General features: G+C 60.3%; 20 protein-coding genes. 14 read left to right on the top strand and 6 right to left on the bottom strand.

Annotated elements, in window-relative coordinates; genetic code table 11:
* Positions 1–71: 71 nt before the first annotated feature.
* Positions 72–722, bottom strand: coding sequence for a hypothetical protein (locus ACW9JC_RS21075; protein WP_338584045.1), 651 nt, complete (start codon positions 720–722; stop codon positions 72–74).
* A 370-nt stretch (positions 723–1,092) separates the two neighbouring features.
* Here ACW9JC_RS21075 and coxB point away from each other — a divergent pair, with 370 nt between their 5' ends.
* The 4 genes from coxB (at position 1,093) to ACW9JC_RS21055 (ending at position 5,482) form a co-directional block, all read left to right on the top strand.
* Positions 1,093–2,220 (top strand): cytochrome c oxidase subunit II, encoded by a 1,128-nt coding sequence (gene coxB / locus ACW9JC_RS21070; protein ID WP_338584044.1) that lies wholly within the window; start codon positions 1,093–1,095, stop codon positions 2,218–2,220.
* Positions 2,221–2,302: 82 nt separating this feature from the next.
* Positions 2,303–3,889 carry a cytochrome c oxidase subunit I gene (gene ctaD / locus ACW9JC_RS21065; RefSeq protein ID WP_338584043.1) on the top strand — a complete coding sequence of 529 codons (1,587 nt, stop codon included), beginning with the start codon at positions 2,303–2,305 and terminating at the stop codon, positions 3,887–3,889.
* Positions 3,890–4,017: 128 nt separating this feature from the next.
* Positions 4,018–4,569 carry a cytochrome c oxidase assembly protein gene (locus ACW9JC_RS21060; protein ID WP_034149469.1) on the top strand — a complete coding sequence of 184 codons (552 nt, stop codon included), beginning with the start codon at positions 4,018–4,020 and terminating at the stop codon, positions 4,567–4,569.
* 25 nt (positions 4,570–4,594) lie between these two features.
* Positions 4,595–5,482, top strand: a complete 888-nt coding sequence (locus ACW9JC_RS21055) for a cytochrome c oxidase subunit 3 (protein WP_448105840.1) — start codon at positions 4,595–4,597, stop codon at positions 5,480–5,482.
* 3 nt (positions 5,483–5,485) lie between these two features.
* On the opposite strand, the gene ACW9JC_RS21050 is transcribed toward ACW9JC_RS21055, so the two are convergent.
* Positions 5,486–5,689, bottom strand: a complete 204-nt coding sequence (locus ACW9JC_RS21050; protein ID WP_008064738.1) for a twin transmembrane helix small protein — start codon at positions 5,687–5,689, stop codon at positions 5,486–5,488.
* 70 nt (positions 5,690–5,759) lie between these two features.
* Between ACW9JC_RS21050 and ACW9JC_RS21045 the strand changes: the two genes are divergently transcribed.
* Genes ACW9JC_RS21045 through ACW9JC_RS21025 form a run of 5 tightly spaced genes read left to right on the top strand, consistent with a single transcriptional unit; the run spans position 5,760 to position 9,662 of the window.
* Positions 5,760–6,500, top strand: a complete 741-nt coding sequence (locus ACW9JC_RS21045) for an SURF1 family protein (RefSeq protein ID WP_457457312.1) — start codon at positions 5,760–5,762, stop codon at positions 6,498–6,500.
* The gene (locus ACW9JC_RS21040) at positions 6,466–7,059 is read left to right on the top strand and encodes a hypothetical protein (protein ID WP_457457310.1); all 594 of its coding nucleotides are present in this window, start codon (positions 6,466–6,468) and stop codon (positions 7,057–7,059) included. Before ACW9JC_RS21045 ends, ACW9JC_RS21040 begins: the two co-directional genes overlap by 35 nt.
* Before the next feature lie 10 nt (positions 7,060–7,069).
* Positions 7,070–8,143: a COX15/CtaA family protein gene (locus ACW9JC_RS21035; RefSeq protein WP_457457308.1), complete on the top strand. Its 1,074-nt coding sequence runs from the start codon at positions 7,070–7,072 to the stop codon at positions 8,141–8,143.
* Positions 8,131–9,030 (top strand): heme o synthase, encoded by a 900-nt coding sequence (gene cyoE, locus ACW9JC_RS21030; RefSeq protein WP_338584038.1) that lies wholly within the window; start codon positions 8,131–8,133, stop codon positions 9,028–9,030. Before ACW9JC_RS21035 ends, cyoE begins: the two co-directional genes overlap by 13 nt.
* Entirely contained in the window at positions 9,027–9,662 is a 636-nt protein-coding gene (locus ACW9JC_RS21025; protein ID WP_457457305.1) for an SCO family protein, read from the top strand. The genes cyoE and ACW9JC_RS21025 overlap by 4 nt, the downstream gene beginning before the upstream one ends.
* A gap of 121 nt (positions 9,663–9,783) precedes the next feature.
* Here ACW9JC_RS21025 and ACW9JC_RS21020 read toward each other — a convergent pair whose 3' ends face one another.
* From ACW9JC_RS21020 to ACW9JC_RS21010, 3 genes are all read right to left on the bottom strand, one after another.
* Positions 9,784–10,059, bottom strand: coding sequence for an HU family DNA-binding protein (locus tag ACW9JC_RS21020; protein WP_003213368.1), 276 nt, complete (start codon positions 10,057–10,059; stop codon positions 9,784–9,786).
* Positions 10,060–10,253: 194 nt separating this feature from the next.
* Positions 10,254–11,402 (bottom strand): NAD(P)/FAD-dependent oxidoreductase, encoded by a 1,149-nt coding sequence (locus ACW9JC_RS21015; RefSeq protein ID WP_457457303.1) that lies wholly within the window; start codon positions 11,400–11,402, stop codon positions 10,254–10,256.
* 20 nt (positions 11,403–11,422) lie between these two features.
* The gene (locus tag ACW9JC_RS21010; protein WP_007954349.1) at positions 11,423–11,590 is read right to left on the bottom strand and encodes a rubredoxin; all 168 of its coding nucleotides are present in this window, start codon (positions 11,588–11,590) and stop codon (positions 11,423–11,425) included.
* A 198-nt stretch (positions 11,591–11,788) separates the two neighbouring features.
* Between ACW9JC_RS21010 and ACW9JC_RS21005 the strand changes: the two genes are divergently transcribed.
* Together ACW9JC_RS21005 and ubiA are read left to right on the top strand one after the other, a co-directional pair.
* Positions 11,789–12,340, top strand: coding sequence for a chorismate--pyruvate lyase family protein (locus ACW9JC_RS21005; protein WP_457457301.1), 552 nt, complete (start codon positions 11,789–11,791; stop codon positions 12,338–12,340).
* Positions 12,340–13,230 carry a 4-hydroxybenzoate octaprenyltransferase gene (ubiA, locus tag ACW9JC_RS21000; RefSeq protein ID WP_416128715.1) on the top strand — a complete coding sequence of 297 codons (891 nt, stop codon included), beginning with the start codon at positions 12,340–12,342 and terminating at the stop codon, positions 13,228–13,230. The genes ACW9JC_RS21005 and ubiA overlap by 1 nt, the downstream gene beginning before the upstream one ends.
* A 45-nt stretch (positions 13,231–13,275) precedes the next feature.
* On the opposite strand, the gene ACW9JC_RS20995 is transcribed toward ubiA, so the two are convergent.
* Complete coding sequence (locus ACW9JC_RS20995) at positions 13,276–13,662, bottom strand: COG4315 family predicted lipoprotein (RefSeq protein ID WP_338584033.1); 387 nt, start codon at positions 13,660–13,662, stop codon at positions 13,276–13,278.
* 151 nt (positions 13,663–13,813) lie between these two features.
* Here ACW9JC_RS20995 and phoB point away from each other — a divergent pair, with 151 nt between their 5' ends.
* From phoB to ACW9JC_RS20980, 3 genes are all read left to right on the top strand, one after another.
* Positions 13,814–14,503, top strand: coding sequence for a phosphate regulon transcriptional regulator PhoB (phoB, locus tag ACW9JC_RS20990; protein WP_034149326.1), 690 nt, complete (start codon positions 13,814–13,816; stop codon positions 14,501–14,503).
* Between the two features lie 80 nt (positions 14,504–14,583).
* Entirely contained in the window at positions 14,584–15,870 is a 1,287-nt protein-coding gene (gene phoR, locus ACW9JC_RS20985; protein ID WP_448109846.1) for a phosphate regulon sensor histidine kinase PhoR, read from the top strand.
* A 123-nt stretch (positions 15,871–15,993) separates the two neighbouring features.
* Positions 15,994–17,334: a hemolysin family protein gene (locus ACW9JC_RS20980; protein WP_416128716.1), complete on the top strand. Its 1,341-nt coding sequence runs from the start codon at positions 15,994–15,996 to the stop codon at positions 17,332–17,334.
* Positions 17,335–17,399 lie beyond the last annotated feature (65 nt).

Here is a 17,399-nt window from a genome sequence, read left to right as displayed (position 1 = left end):
TCGACATAATGTTGAAGACATACCGCCATCGCGGGCAAGCCTTGCTCCTACAGAAAGCAGATGTTGTGGCGTCACACCACCGGCTGTTCCAGCTCCAGACCCACGCCCAAACGGCGCGACATGCACGGCCAGCGTTTCCACGCGGCGCCGGTGTCCGGGCTGCTGAGTTTCTCGCGGTAGGCTTCCACCGACTCCAGCGCGAAACTCTCCTCGCTCAACATTTCATCGAAGGCGTGATGCACGACCTCATCGAGTTGGTTGGCAAATTCCTCACCGATCAACTGGTGGGCGATCAGGTTGGCGACAGTCATGTCCAAGGGGATCAGTGGCTGGCCGAAATGCTTGATGTACAGGTCGTTGACCTCTTCGACAAAACGGTGCGCCAGATAGGCTTCGTCCAGCAGGCTGTCGAGCCCGACGTGCCCGGCCATGATGGCGGGCGGCTGGAGGAAGTACTGTTCGGCGATTTTCAGCACCGGTTTGATCTGTGACTCGATACCCGCTTCCCTGGCGACTTCATTGGCTGCATCCAGCAGATCAGGAACTTCATCAATATAAGCGGCGACAAAACGCGTCAGCACGCCATTGGCGTCGTTCTCCGGCAATTGGATCGCCGGGTGTAAATGAGGCAGTTTGCTTTCCAGCTGACGAGTCAGCAGTCCGGTTTCGGCTTCGTGTTGTTGGGCTTTTTGGATCTGCTCGCGCAATGCGGCGGTGTTCATGAAAACTCCAGGAAACAAAGGCAATGAAATAGGGAAGACATAACTTAGCTGGCTTACGATAAATGCTAAGACGCATTTGTCATAAATGTTTCATCCTTGAGACGCCCCCGTTATATCGGTTTGCCACCACTCGTCTGCATCCTTCTCCATTCGTGCCCTGCAACGCAAGTTAATGCTGTTTCAGATGATTTACGCCTTCACATTGCGAGGTGGGAGTCGCTGTCTATACTCGCTCATGAATGGAGTTAGCTGATGACGCCCGACTGCATATGCAGCAAGGCCCGGTGCTCAAGTTCGTAGTCTGATGCAGCCGCTCCCTTGCCGCAGGTGAAAGCCGGCGGGATAACAAGAACGATAAGGGGAACCCGCAATGATGCGACATCCACATGTCTGGATGGGCCTCCTGTTGTGGTCGATTTTCAGTCAGGCGCAAGCGGCCTGGACTGTGAATATGGCGCCTGGAGCGACTGAAATCAGTCACGCTGTTTTTGACCTGCACATGACCATTTTCTGGATCTGTGTAGTGATCGGCATCATCGTTTTTGGCGCCATGTTCTGGTCGATGATCCTGCATCGCCGCTCGACCGGGCAGGTGGCCGCCAAATTCCATGAAAGCACCACCGTCGAAATTCTCTGGACCATCGTGCCCTTCATCATTCTGGTGGCCATGGCGGTTCCCGCGACGGCGACCCTGATCAAGATGTACGACGCCAGTGAGCCGGATATCGATATCCAGGTCACCGGCTATCAATGGAAATGGCACTACAAATACCTGGGCCAGGACGTTGAGTTCTTCAGCAACCTGGCCACCCCCGCCGACCAGATCCACAACAAGGAAGCCAAGGGCGAGCACTACTTGCTCGAAGTCGACAAGCCGCTGGTGCTGCCGATTGGCGCCAAGGTGCGTTTCCTCGTGACCTCCGCTGACGTGATCCACTCCTGGTGGGTGCCGGCCTTCGCGGTCAAGCGCGATGCGATCCCGGGGTTCGTCAACGAAGCCTGGACCCGCATCGAAAAGCCCGGCATCTACCGTGGCCAGTGCGCCGAGCTGTGCGGCAAGGACCACGGGTTCATGCCGATCGTGGTCGAGGTCAAGGAAAAGGCCGACTACGAAAAATGGCTGGGCGAGCGCAAGGCTGAAGCCGCGCAACTCAAAGAGCTGACCAGCAAGGAATGGACCCTCGACGAGCTCAAGGAGCGCGGCGACAAGGTTTATCACACCACTTGCGTGGCCTGTCACCAGGCTGAAGGCCAGGGTCTGCCGCCGATGTTCCCGGCGCTCAAGGGCTCGAAAATCGCCACCGGACCAAAAGACGCGCACCTGAGCATTGTCTTCCATGGCAAGCCCGGCACCGCCATGGCGGCGTTCGGCAAGCAGTTGTCGGAAGTCGATATCGCAGCGGTCGTGACCTATGAACGTAACGCCTGGGGCAACAACAAGGGCGACATGGTCACGCCAAAAGAAGTGCTGGAGCTGAAACAGGCGGAAAGCAAATGACCCGGTCCATTGCTCACCTCAGGAACCGGTCGGGGCAATATGCCCCGGCCAGCCCAGCCCATCCGGTTACAGGAGACAGGCCATGAGCGCCGTAATCGATGACCACGGTCATGCCGACCACGCCCACGGCCCTGCCAAAGGCCTGATGCGTTGGGTGTTGACCACCAACCACAAGGACATCGGCACGCTGTACCTGTGGTTCGCGTTTTCCATGTTCCTGCTCGGCGGCTCGTTCGCGATGGTGATTCGCGCCGAGCTGTTCCAGCCGGGCCTGCAAATCGTCCAGCCGGAATTTTTCAACCAGATGACCACCATGCACGGTCTGGTGATGGTTTTCGGTGCGGTGATGCCGGCCTTCGTCGGCCTCGCCAACTGGATGATTCCGCTGATGGTCGGTGCGCCGGACATGGCGTTGCCACGGATGAACAACTTCAGCTTCTGGCTGTTGCCGGCGGCGTTCATCCTGCTGGTGTCGACCCTGTTCACCCCCGGTGGCGGGCCGAACTTCGGCTGGACGTTCTACGCACCGCTATCGACGACATACGCGCCGGAAAGCGTGACGTTCTTCATCTTCGCCATCCACTTGATGGGGATCAGTTCGATCATGGGAGCGATCAACGTGATCGCCACCATCCTCAACCTGCGCGCCCCCGGCATGACGCTGATGAAAATGCCGCTGTTCGTCTGGACCTGGCTGATCACCGCGTTCCTGCTGATCGCGGTGATGCCGGTACTGGCCGGTTGCGTGACGATGATGCTGATGGACATCCACTTCGGCACCAGTTTCTTCAGTGCCGCCGGTGGTGGTGACCCGGTGCTGTTCCAGCACGTGTTCTGGTTCTTCGGTCACCCCGAGGTGTACATCATGATCCTGCCGGCCTTCGGCGCCGTCAGCTCGATCATCCCGACCTTCTCGCGCAAGCCGCTGTTCGGCTATACCTCGATGGTCTACGCCACGGCGAGTATTGCGTTCCTGTCGTTCATCGTCTGGGCGCACCACATGTTCGTGGTCGGCATTCCGCTGGTGGGCGAGTTGTTCTTCATGTACGCCACGCTGCTGATCGCGGTGCCGACCGGGGTGAAAGTGTTCAACTGGGCCAGCACCATGTGGCAGGGCTCGTTGACCTTCGAGACGCCGATGCTGTTCGCGGTGGCGTTCGTGATCCTGTTCTCCATCGGCGGTTTCTCCGGGCTGATGCTGGCCATCGCGCCGGCGGACTTCCAGTACCAGGACACCTACTTCGTGGTCGCGCACTTCCACTATGTATTGGTGCCGGGTGCGATCTTCGGGATCTTCGCTTCCGCCTACTACTGGATGCCGAAGTGGACCGGGCACATGTACGACGAAACCCTGGGCAAGCTGCATTTCTGGCTGTCGTTCATCGGTATGAACATGGCCTTCTTCCCGATGCACTTCGTGGGCCTGGCGGGCATGCCGCGGCGGATTCCGGACTACAACCTGCAATTCGCCGACTTCAACATGGTGTCGTCGATCGGTGCGTTCATGTTCGGCACCACGCAGCTGTTCTTCCTGTTCATCGTGATCAAGACCATTCGCGGCGGCCCGCCTGCACCGGCCAAACCGTGGGACGGGGCGGAAGGCCTGGAGTGGAGCATTCCGTCACCGGCGCCGTATCACACCTTTACGACGCCGCCGGAAGTGAAATGAACAATTTCTGCCTTGTGGAAATTCCTGTGGGAGCTGGCTTGCCAGCGATGGGATCACCGCGGTGTGTCAGGCATGCAGCCATCGCTGGCAGCCAGCTCCCACAGGGTTCTCGGTAGAGGGCATAGGTCATGGCTGATTCGATTTCGATGAAGAAGCTGGTCACTCGTCTGTTGCTGGTGGTGGTGGCGATGTTTGTGTTCGGGTTTGCGCTGGTGCCGATCTACGACGTGATGTGCAAGGCATTCGGCATCAACGGCAAGACCGCCGGGCAGTACGAGGGCGAGCAAACGGTCGATACCTCGCGGCAGGTGCGCGTGCAGTTTCTGTCGACCAATTCCGCTGACATGTCGTGGGATTTCTATCCCAAGCACGATGAGCTGACGGCCAATCCCGGGGCTGTGAACGAGATGATCTTCATTGCGCACAACCCCACCGATAAGCCGATGAGCGCCCAGGCAGTGCCGAGCATCGCGCCCAGCGCGGCGGCGGCGTATTTCCACAAGACCGAATGTTTCTGCTTTACCCAGCAAGTGCTGCAGCCCGGTCAACGGATCGAGATGCCGGTACGTTTCATCGTTGACCGTGACATGCCCAAGGATGTGAAGCACCTGACGCTGTCCTACACGCTGTTCGATATCACCGCCCGACATCCACCGGTCGCAGTAAACACTGGCGGTTGAGCGTGCCCGATAAGGAGAACAATAAATGGCAACTCATGAACATTATTACGTTCCGGCCCAGAGCAAATGGCCGATCATCGCCACGGTCGGGATGTTTGTCACCGTATTCGGCCTGGCCACCTGGTTCAACGATCTGAAAGCCGCGCGGCCGGAATCCCACGGCCCGCTGATCTTTTTCGTCGGTGGTCTGCTGCTGGCCTACATGCTGTTCGGCTGGTTCGGCACGGTGATCAAGGAAAGTCGCGGCGGCTTGTACAGCGCGCAGATGGACCGTTCGTTTCGCTGGGGCATGAGCTGGTTCATCTTCTCGGAGGTGATGTTCTTCATCGCCTTCTTCGGTGCGCTGTTTTATGTGCGCCACGTTTCCGGGCCGGCGCTCGGTGGTGAAGGCGCCAAAGGCATCGCCCACATGCTGTGGCCGAACTTCGAGTTCACCTGGCCGCTGCTGAACAACCCGGATTCCAAACTCTTTCCGCCACCCAAAGATGTCATCAGCCCTTGGGGCCTGCCGCTGCTCAACACCGTGTTGCTGGTCAGTTCCAGCGTCACCGTGACCATCGCCCACCACGCCCTGAAAAAAGGCCATCGCGGTGCGCTGAAATTGTGGCTGGCGATCACCGTGTTGCTCGGATGCGCGTTCCTTGGCTTTCAGGCCGAAGAATACATCCACGCTTACCACGAACTGGGCCTGACGCTGGGCTCGGGCATCTACGGCGCCACATTCTTCATGCTCACCGGGTTCCACGGCGCGCACGTGACCATCGGCACCATCATCCTGTTCGTGATGCTGATGCGGATCATGCGCGGGCACTTCGACAACGAGCATCAGTTCGGCTTCGAGGCAGCGAGTTGGTACTGGCACTTCGTGGACGTCGTGTGGATCGGGCTGTTCGTATTCGTCTACGTGCTCTGACCTCTACCAAGGGGCGTGGGAAACCAACTGGCCGCTGAAAAAACCCCAGGCGATCAAGCCGACGGTAATGGCGGCCAGCGCTACACGAACACTCAAGGCAATGACGAGGCGGTTCGAGCTGCTGTCGTCCTTGACCAGAAAAAACAGGCCGCTGAACAGGCTGACAACCGTGGCAATCAGCATCAGGACGATGGCTGCTTTGAGCATGGTGAGACTCCGGGGGACTAGCGATGCACTTGAGTATAGCTATCGCGTTGACCGACTTTCTGGCGATGCCATGAAGCGTTTCCGGCCGGGCATCGTGCCGACGCTGGTGGTGGCCCTGTTGCTGCCGCTGCTGGTGTCGCTCGGGTTCTGGCAATTGAGCCGGGGCGCGGAAAAAAGCGCGCTGCTGCAAACCTACACCGAACGCCGGGCCGCCGAACCGATGGCCAGCACCGAGCTGCAACACAGCGCCGATCCAGCCTTCCGCCGCGTTCGCCTGCACGGTCAGTTCGATGCCGCCCACAGCCTGTTGCTGGATAACCGCCAGCGTAACGGCAAGGTTGGCGTCGAGTTGCTGCAACCGTTCCAGGATCAGGCGACCGGACTCTGGTTGCTGGTCAATCGTGGCTGGCTGCCGTGGCCGGACCGGCGTACACCGCCGCAATTCACCACCCCGACTCAGGCCTTGAGCCTCGACGCCTGGGTTTACGTCTCCCCCGGCGCAACCTTCCAGCTCCACGCCGATCCCGACACCACGACCTGGCCGCAACTGGTCACGGCAGTCGTCCCGCCCAAACTCTGGGCGGGTCTCGAGCGTGATGGCTTCGCCTACGAATTACGCGCAGAAACCGGGCCGGCGACTTACCAGGCCGATTGGCCGGTCGTTGCCATGGGCCCGGAAAAACACATCGCTTATGCCGTGCAGTGGTTCGCCATGTCGATCGCTCTGTTCGGTCTCTACCTCTACCTCGGCTGGCACAACGCAAAGGAGAAACACCATGGGAGCGGCCATGAATCCACCCAGCATGTCTGAGGCAAAACCGTCGGTGAACCGACGCAAAGGACGTTTGCAGTTGCTGCTGATTCTGCTCGGGGTAATCGGGCCGATGGTCCTCGCCACCGGCATGTACAAATTGCAGTTCTGGGTACCGGAAGGGCGCAGCTATCACGGCGAACTGATCGGCAACGGCCAGACTCGTGCCGACCTAGGGGTGCAGGCACAGGAAGACCGCTGGCAGTTGCTGGTGACCGCGCCGAAGGACTGCGCCGTCGATTGCCAGCAACTGGTGTATCTGGCGCGGCAGGTTCAGATCGGCCTGGGTCGCGACGCCGGGCGTGCCAGCCACGCGATCGCCGTTGCGCAGCCGTTGGCAACCGATTACGAGGCCAAGCTGACCCGCGAATATCCGCAGCTGCAACGCTACCCGCTGGACCTCAACACCTTCAGCAAAACCACCGGTGACAAAGCTGCGCCACAACTGTGGATCATCGACCCGCACGGCAATCTGGTGTTGCGCTACGACCCTGCGGTGAAGGGCAAGGATCTGCTGAACGACCTGCGTCACCTGCTGAAACTGTCCAACATCGGATAAGGGCATCGTCATGGCCAAACCTGGATTTCGCCTCGCGCTGTTTGCCACCTTGCTGGCACTGATTGTGGTGTTGCTCGGCGCCTACACCCGCCTGACCCACGCCGGCCTCGGCTGCCCGGACTGGCCCGGCTGCTACGGTTTTATCAGCGTGCCGAAAAGCGAAGCCCAACTGGCCCATGCCGAATTGCATTTCCCGGATACACCGGTCGAAGCCCATAAGGGCTGGAACGAGATGATCCACCGCTACTTTGCCGGCACGCTGGGGCTGTTGATTGTGGCCCTGGCCGCTCGCGCATGGACGCATCGCCGGCATCCGGGGCAGCCGGTGAAGTTGCCGCTGTTCCTGTTGGCGGTGGTATTCGCGCAAGCGGCATTCGGCATGTGGACGGTGACACTCAAGCTCTGGCCGCAAGTAGTGACCGGGCATTTGCTCGGCGGCTTTGCCACGCTGAGCCTGTTGTTTCTGCTGACCTTGCGCCTGTCCGGCGTGCTCCCGGCGCTGACGGTGCCACGGCGTTTGCAGCATTGGGCGACGGCCGGGCTGCTGCTGGTGATCGGGCAAATCGCCCTCGGTGGCTGGGTCAGTTCCAATTACGCCGCCGTGGCCTGCATCGACTTCCCGACTTGCCATGGCCAATGGTTGCCACCGGCTGACTTCGCCAATGGCTTTCACCTGACCCAACACATCGGCCCGAACTACCTCGGCGGGCAACTCGACAGCGATGCGCGCACGGCTATTCACCTGACCCACCGCATCGGCGCATTGCTGGTGACGCTGGTGCTGCTCGGCCTCGCCTGGCAACTGAAGTTGGTCGGCATGACGCGACTGGCGGGCCTGGTGTTGGTCGCCCTCGCGGCACAAATCACCTTGGGCATCAGCAACGTGCTGTTTCATCTGCCGCTGCCGGTAGCCGTCGCGCACAACGCTGGCGGTGCGGCGCTGTTGCTGACGATGGTGCTGGTCAATTATCACGCGCGAACCAGTCTGGTTCGGGTCAAGCAACCTTCGCGCTGGCGCTTCAGCCCGCGTAAACATTCAGCCGGGCCCATAACAATAAAAGGAGAGATGCCATGGCGATTCTGATCGGCGAACGTCACAGCCAGGCGATCTGGCGTGACTATCTGGAACTGACCAAACCGAAAGTGGTGGTGCTGATGCTCATCACCTCGCTGGTCGGGATGTTCCTCGCCACTCGCGCCGGGGTGCCGTGGACCGTGCTGGTGTTCGGCAATCTGGGGATCGCCTTGTGTGCGGGCGGTGCGGCGGCGGTCAACCATGTGGTGGACCGGCGGATCGATGCGGTCATGGCGCGTACCCACAAACGACCGCTGGCTGAAGGGCGGGTGTCTCCGGCTGCAGCCCTGACGTTTGCATTGGCGTTGGCGGTGCTCGGCCAGGCTTTGTTGCTGGCGTTCACCAATCCGCTGACGGCGTGGCTGACCCTCGCCTCCTTGCTCGGTTATGCGGTGGTCTACACCGGTTTTCTCAAACGCGCGACGCCACAGAATATCGTCATCGGCGGCCTCGCCGGTGCCGCTCCACCGCTGCTCGGCTGGACCGCCGCCACCGGCCACATCAGCGCCGAACCGTTGCTGCTGGTGCTGATCATCTTCGCCTGGACCCCGCCACACTTCTGGGCGCTGGCCATCCACCGTAAAGAGGAATACGCCAAGGCTGACATTCCGATGCTACCGGTGACTCACGGCGAGCATTACACCAAGGTGCACATCCTGCTTTATACCGGCGCGCTGCTGGCCGTCAGCCTGATGCCCTACGTGATTCACATGAGCGGCCTGCTCTACCTGATTTGCGCGATCGGCCTGGGCGCGAGGTTCCTGCAATGGGCCGTGGTGCTGTACCGTGGCACTCGGCCGCACGCGGCGATCAACACGTTCAAGTACTCTATCTACTACCTGTTCCTGCTGTTTATCGCGCTGCTCGTAGACCACTACTTATTGTTGAACCTATGACTCGAACCCAGAAAACCGTCTTCATCCTTGTCGCCCTGATCGCGCTGGTCCTGGGCCTGACCATCAATAAAGTGCTGTCCGGCAAAGGCCAGGGCGACCCGACGGCACTGATCGACGCCGGCATCATCCTGCTGCCGCAAAGCCGCAACCTGCCGGATGTGACGATGACCGATCAGGATGGCAAACCGGTGGCGATCAACGAACTCAAAGGCAAATGGTCGCTGCTGTTCTTCGGCTACACCTTCTGCCCGGACATCTGCCCGACCACCCTCGCCCAGCTGCGGCAGATCAAGAGCGAGCTGCCGCCCGAAGCGGTGGATAAATTGCAGATCGTGCTGGTCAGCGTCGACCCGAACCGCGACACGCCCAAGCAGCTCAAGCAGTATCTGGGTTACTTCGATCCGCAGTTCATCGGCCTCACGCCCAAATCGGTGGAAGAACTGCAAAAAGTCGCCAACGCGGTGAGCATTCCGTTCATCCCGGCGGATACCAGCAAACCGAATTACACCGTCGATCACAGCGGCAATCTGGCAGTGATCGGGCCGGACGGGACCCAGCGCGGGTTTATTCGGGCACCGTTGAACAATGTGAAGTTGGTGGCGCAGTTGCCGGTGATGCTGAAGCGCAAGTAACAGCTCCGCTAAACCCTGTAGGAGCACAGTATTTTCAGGCATAAAAAATGGGCATCCGATTTAATCGGTATGCCCATTTTTTTATTGCGGTCCTCCCTATTCGGGAAGGAGATCACCGCAATTACGGATTAACGCTGTCTTTCAACGATTTGCCTGGCTTGAAGGCGACGGTGTTGCTGGCCTTGATTTTGACTGGCTCACCGGTTTGCGGGTTTTTGCCGGTGCGGGCGCCGCGGTGGCGTTGCAGGAAGGTGCCGAAACCTACCAGCGTCACGCTGTCTTTGCGGTGCAGGGCGCCGGTGATCTCTTCGAGAACGGCGTTGAGGACGCGGTTGGCCTGCTCTTTGGTGAGGTCTGCTTTTTCAGCAATGGCTGCGGCGAGTTCTGGTTTACGCATATTAGTGAAGCCCCTTTGACGGTTTGTTTTTGTTATGTCCGTGCTGCTCTCTGCGGAGCAGCGCCCAAAGCGCCGCAGATGCTCTACTCTGCGGCAGACGGGAGTGAGGATGGCACGCAGCGCCCAGCCGCGCCAGTGTCGACGCGGCCAATGTATGGGCAAAATGGGGGTGATTCCGACAGAACGACCGCTATTTACGCCAGCAGCGCCGGAAGCTCTTTGTTCAGGGCCAGTTTCTCCATGACGGCCGTGCCTGTCAGGGCATAACCCAGCAGTTTGCCTGAGGCATCGCGGCATAAAACCTTGATGTCGGCGCCCTGCCCTTCAACCGTCCAGACACCCTCCAAACCCCGTGGCGGCGGGGACACCACCAACGGGCACACCGGGGTTTTCACGGTAATGGGCATCGGGCCGTAGCTGACCGCCGTCGGATTGCCGGCGAGGGTCTGGGCCAGCGCTCTCGCACAACTCATGAGGGGCATCACGTACAACAGATTCAGCCCATCGACCTCGGCACAGTCGCCCAGCGCATAGATATTCGCGTGTGAGGTTTGCAGATGCCGATCAACCACGACACCGCGATTGACCTGCAAGCCGGCAGCAGCGGCCATGTCGATGCGCGGACGCAAGCCAATGGCCGAGACCACCACGTCGCACGGGATGACCTGACCATCGGACAGATGTGCTTCCAGCCCATCGCCGACGCGTTGCAGGCGAGTGAGCACCGGCCCTAGATGGAAGCGCGCACCAAGGCTTTCCAGCCCGGCCTGGACCGCCGCGGCAGCGGCCGGGTGCAACAGCGTCGGCATGACCTGTTCGCACGGGGCAACCAGTTGCACCTCATAGCCGCCGAGGCTCAAGTCATTGGCGAACTCGCAACCAATCAGGCCGGCGCCGAGCAGCAACACCCGACGCTTGCCGGCCGCCGCCGCGCGAAAGCGCGCGTAGTCTTCCAGGTCATTGATGGGGAACACGCAATCCGCCGCGTCGCCTTCGATGGGCACACGCACGGTTTCGGCGCCCCAGGCCAGGATCAGGTCGCGGTAAGTCACCGCTTCCTCACCGATCCACAGGCGCTTGTGGCCAGGATCGATGCCGCTGATGCGCGTGTGGGTACGCACTTCCGCCTTCAACTGCTCGGCCATGGCGCCGGGTTCGGCCATGCTCAGGCCGTCGGCGTCCTTGTTTTTGCCGAAACCGGTGGAGAGCATCGGCTTGGAGTAGGAGCGCCCGTCATCGGCGGTAATCAGCAGCAGCGGGGTTTCGCTATCGAGTTTGCGAAACTCCCGGGCCAGGTTGTAGCCAGCCAGGCCGGTGCCGACGATCACGACAGGTGCGTTCATTCCTTACTCCTCAAAATGTCTTAGTTGATTTCGATCATTTCGAAATCCATCTTGCCGACGCCGCAATCCGGGCACAGCCAGTCTTCCGGCACGTCTTGCCACAGGGTGCCCGGCGCAATGCCGTCATCCGGCCAGCCGTCGGCTTCGTTATAGATCAGGCCGCAGACCACACATTGCCACTTTTTCATTCAGGTACTTCCTCAGTTCAGGCTTTTTGCCGGCCGGACGATCGATGATTGCAGCGCTGCCGCTCGGCTCAGCGCGTTTTGTACTGATGGGGCCGCGCAGATGCAAGCCTGTTCGGCGCAACGGGCGGCTGGATCACTCAAATTTATCAGCTGACATGTTAAGCTCGCCGCCTCCCTTGCTGCCAATAATGACGTACTGTGCCGCACTCAAAATCCCCGTTCTGGGTTCCCAGAAGCCAACTCGCTCCGCTCCCCGACGCCTCTACTCTCGACTGGCTGTTCGACGAAGGATCGCTGACCCGGCGCCTGACCCGTCTGTCGAATGACGGCTTCAGCGTCATTCCGTTGTTCGAAGGCTGGCAGACCTTGCGCGCCGATGAATGCGCCGCGCTGGACCTGGCCGAAGGCAGCGAGGGCTGGGTGCGCGAAGTGTATCTGCGCGGGCATGGCCAGGCGTGGGTGTTTGCCCGCAGCGTCGCATCGCGCAGTGCATTGCAGGGTGACGGTTTGCACATGGACGAATTGGGCAGCCGCTCATTGGGCGAATTGCTGTTTTGCGACCACGCGTTCCAGCGCCGCGCCATCGAGGTTTGTCACTATCCTCAAGACTGGCTGCCGACGGAAGTACAGGCGCCTGAGTTGTGGGGCCGTCGCTCGCGCTTCGATCGCGGCACCCTGAGCGTGCTGGTGGCCGAGATTTTCCTGCCGACCCTGTGGAGCGCCGCCCGCGCCCATCCGGAGAACTGCTGATGTACCAGAGCCTGCTCAAGTCCCTCAACCGCTTGAACCCTCGGGCCTGGGATTTCATTCAACTGACGCGCATGGACAAGCCGATCGGCATTTACCTGCTGCTCTGGCCGACGCTGTGGGCACTGTGGATTGCCGGCAAAGGCTCGCCGTCGCTGGCCAACATCGTGATTTTCGTTCTCGGCGTGATTCTGACCCGCGCTGGCGGTTGCGTGATCAACGATTGGGCCGACCGCAAGGTCGATGGCCACGTGAAGCGCACGGCGCAACGTCCGTTGGCCAGCGGCAAGATCAGCTCGAAAGAGGCGCTGGTGTTTTTTGCGCTGCTGATGGGCGTGAGTTTTCTGCTGGTGCTGTGCACCAATGCCCCGACGATCTGGTTGTCGTTCGGCGGGTTGGCGCTGGCCTTCACTTACCCGTTCATGAAGCGCTACACCTACTACCCGCAAGTGGTGCTGGGCGCGGCGTTTTCCTGGGGCATGCCGATGGCGTTCACCGCCGAGACCGGGGAACTGCCGGCGGCGGCGTGGCTGCTCTGGATCGCCAACCTGCTGTGGACGGTGGGTTACGACACGTATTACGCGATGACCGACCGTGATGACGATTTGAAAATCGGCGTGAAATCCACGGCAATCCTGTTTGGCGACGCGGATCGGGTGATCATCCTGACCCTGCAAGGCCTGGCGCTGGGTTGCCTGCTGCTGGCGGGGTCGAAATTCGAGCTCGGCGGCTGGTTCCACCTCGGTTTGGCGGTGGCGGCAGGCTGCTTTGCCTGGGAGTTCTGGTACACCCGCGGCAAGGACCGGATGCGCTGCTTCCAGGCGTTTTTGCACAATCACTGGGCCGGACTGGCGATTTTCGTCGGGATCGTGCTGGATTACGCATTGCGCTAAACGAAATCTGCCCCGGAAACCGGGGCAGATTTGCAGCCGTAAAGATTACTTCTGCGACTCGTGGACGACGTGCCAGACGTCTTTCATCTTGTCGCCTGTCATGTCTCCAGGCGCTTTGTCCTTCACGAAGGTATACAGCGGCTTGCCGTCATAGGCCCACTGCATTGTGCCGTCATCGCGCTTGATCGGCGTAAATTTGCCTTCGGCCTTGGCGCCCGCCGGAGCCATCATCGGTGGCCAGTTCTTCGCGCAGTCGTCATTGCACATCGACTTGCCGCCCGAGTCCTTGTCGAACGTGTACACGGTCATTCCTTTATGGTCGACCATCATGCCGTCTTTCATCATCACCGGTTCAGCGGCAAAGGCCAGTGTCGGCAGCGTTAGCGCAGCAGTGACCAGCAAAGCCTTCCAGGATTGAGCAATGTGATTCATGGAAACCTTCCGTTTGTGGTTGTCAGGGTTCGGACTTAGAGCTTAGTCCAGGATCGTGACAATCGCAGGTCGACTAAAATACTGTCACACGACTGCAATAATTCCGTTATCTAATGCGCGCAAGACAGTTAAATGACAAGAGGATTAAGGCATGGTTGGCAGGAGCATTCTGATCGTCGACGACGAAGCGCCCATTCGCGAAATGATCGCCGTTGCGTTGGAAATGGCCGGCTATGACTGCCTGGAGGCGGAGAACTCCCAGCAGGCGCATGCCATCATCGTCGACCGCAAGCCGGACCTGATCCTGCTCGACTGGATGCTGCCCGGCACGTCCGGCATCGAGCTGGCCCGCCGCCTCAAGCGCGATGAGCTGACCGGGGACATCCCGATCATCATGCTTACCGCCAAGGGCGAAGAGGACAACAAGATCCAGGGCCTGGAAGTTGGCGCCGACGATTACATCACCAAACCGTTTTCCCCTCGTGAGCTGGTGGCGCGTCTCAAAGCCGTGCTGCGCCGCGCCGGCCCTACCGATGGCGAAGCGCCGATTGAAGTCGGCGGTCTGTTGCTCGACCCGATCGGTCACCGCGTGACCATCGATGGCAAACCCGCGGAAATGGGCCCGACCGAATACCGTCTGCTGCAATTCTTCATGACCCACCAGGAACGCGCCTACACCCGTGGCCAGTTGCTGGATCAGGTCTGGGGCGGCAACGTCTATGTCGAGGAACGCACCGTCGACGTGCACATCCGTCGCCTGCGCAAAGCCCTCGGCGATGCCTATGAAAATCTGGTACAAACCGTGCGCGGCACCGGTTACCGCTTTTCTACCAAAGCCTGACCCGGACCTTTACCGCCCGACAAGCTGACAAGGACGCGCGTCAAGTGAACCAAAACTGGCATGGCACCCTGATTCGCCACATGCTGCTGCTGGTCACCGCCTGCCTGGTGATCGGCCTGATCACCGGCTACTACGGCTGGAGTCTCGCCGCAGGCCTGGGTATTTACCTGGCCTGGACCCTCAAGCAACTGCTGCGCCTGCACGAATGGCTGCGCCTGCACAAACCCGATGAAGCACCGCCCGATGGTTACGGCCTGTGGGGCGAGGTGTTCGACAGCATCTATCACCTGCAACGTCGTGACCAACGGGTACGCGGGCGCTTGCAGGCGGTGATCGACCGGGTTCAGGAATCTACTGCCGCGCTGAAAGACGCGGTGATCATGCTCGACAGCGACGGCAACCTGGAATGGTGGAACCGCGCCGCTGAAACCCTGCTGGGCCTCAAGACTCCGCAGGACAGCGGCCAACCGGTGACCAACCTGGTGCGCCATCCGCGCTTCAAGGAGTACTTCGAGCAGGACAGCTACGCCGAGCCGCTGGAAATCCCTTCGCCAACCAACGACCGCGTGCGCATTCAGCTGTACATCACCCGCTATGGCAACAATGAACACCTGATGCTGGTGCGCGACGTGACACGCATCCATCAACTGGAACAGATGCGCAAAGACTTCATCGCCAACGTGTCGCACGAGCTGCGCACGCCGCTGACGGTGATCTGCGGCTACCTGGAAACCCTGCTCGACAATGTCGAGGAAGTGAACCCACGCTGGACCCGCGCCCTGCAACAAATGCAGCAGCAAGGCGGGCGTATGCAGACCTTGCTCAACGACTTGCTGTTGCTGGCGAAACTGGAAGCTACCGATTACCCGTCGGATAACCAACCCGTGGCCATCGACGGATTGCTGCAATCGATCAAGAGCGATGCGCAGCAACTCTCCGGCCAGAAAAACCAGCGCATCACTCTGGAAGCCGATCCGACCATTCTGCTCAAGGGCAGCGAAGCGGAATTGCGCAGTGCGTTTTCCAATCTGGTGTTCAACGCGGTGAAGTACACCCCGGCCGAAGGCAATATCCGCATTCGCTGGTGGGGCGATGAACAGGGCGCGCACCTGAGCGTGCAGGATTCCGGGATCGGCATCGACAGCAAACACCTGCCGCGCCTGACCGAACGCTTCTACCGCGTCGACTCCAGCCGCAACTCCAACACCGGCGGCACCGGGTTGGGCCTGGCGATCGTCAAACACGTGCTGCTGCGCCACCGCGCGCGGATGGAAATCAGCAGCGTGCCGGGCCACGGCAGCACCTTCACCTGCCATTTCGCCCCCGCGCAGGTCAGCAAATCCAGGGTCATCAGCACCGCCGATTGATACCGGCCAGCACACGCCACTAGGCAATCGCCAAGTCAGCCGCTACATTGGCTGACTTGTGCCTGCACTTCAGGCGCACATTTTTCTTTCCTTTCGAATACACGGAAACCGCAAAACTCCATCATGGACCCTTCCCCTGGTTTGACCCTCGCTACAATTTTCGCCGACTTCGGCATGATTCTTTTTGCTCTGATCCTGGTTTTGCTCAACGGCTTTTTCGTTGCGGCGGAATTTGCCATGGTCAAATTGCGCTCGACCCGGGTCGAAGCCATCGCTGAGCAGCACGGCTGGCGCGGGCACATCCTGCGCACGGTGCACAGTCAGCTCGATGCCTACCTGTCGGCGTGCCAACTGGGCATTACCCTGGCCTCGCTGGGCCTTGGCTGGGTCGGCGAGCCAGCGTTCGCGCACATTCTCGAACCGTTGCTGAGCGCCGTGGGCGTCGAATCGGCAGAGATCGTCAAAGGTGTGTCGTTCTTCACCGCGTTCTTCATCATTTCGTACCTGCACATTGTGGTCGGCGAACTGGCCCCGAAATCCTGGGCGATCCGCAAACCCGAGCTGCTGTCGCTGTGGACCGCCGTGCCGCTGTACCTGTTCTACTGGGCCATGTACCCGGCGATTTACCTGCTCAACGCCAGCGCCAACACCATCCTGCGCATTGCAGGGCAAGGTGAACCCGGCCCGCACCACGAGCACCATTACAGCCGCGAAGAACTGAAACTGATCCTGCACTCCAGCCGTGGCCAGGACCCGAGCGACCAAGGCATGCGCGTGCTGGCCTCGGCGGTCGAGATGGGCGAACTGGAAGTGGTCGACTGGGCCAACTCCCGCGAAGACCTGGTGACTTTGGAATTCAACGCTCCGCTCAAGCAGATCCTGGCGATGTTCCGTCGCCACAAGTTCAGCCGTTATCCGGTGTACGACAGCGAGCGCCAGGAGTTCGTCGGCCTGCTGCACATCAAGGACCTGTTGCTGGAACTGGCCGCGCTGGACCACATTCCGGAGTCGTTCAACCTGGCTGAACTGACCCGTCCGCTGGAGCGCGTCTCCCGGCACATGCCGCTGTCGCAATTGCTGGAACAGTTCCGCAAGGGCGGCTCGCACTTCGCCGTGGTCGAAGAGGCCGACGGCAACATCATCGGCTACCTGACCATGGAAGACGTGCTGGAAGTGCTGGTCGGCGACATTCAGGACGAACACCGCAAGGCCGAGCGCGGGATCCTCGCGTATCAACCGGGCAAACTGTTGGTGCGCGGTGATACGCCGTTGTTCAAGGTTGAACGACTGCTGGGCATCGATCTGGATCACGTTGAAGCCGAAACCCTCGCCGGGCTGGTCTACGAAAGCCTGAAGCGGGTGCCAGAAGAGGAAGAAGTGCTGGAAGTCGAAGGCCTGCGGATCATCATCAAGAAGATGAAAGGGCCGAAGATCATTCTGGCCAAGGTGTTGATGCTGGATTGATGCGATTCGTCAAACCGCATTGATCCCAAAAGATCGCAGCCTTCGGCAGCTCCTACAGGCGTACA

This window comes from Pseudomonas sp. SDO5591_S426 (assembly GCF_054070755.1).
This window is presented reverse-complemented; position numbering and strand designations above follow the sequence as displayed.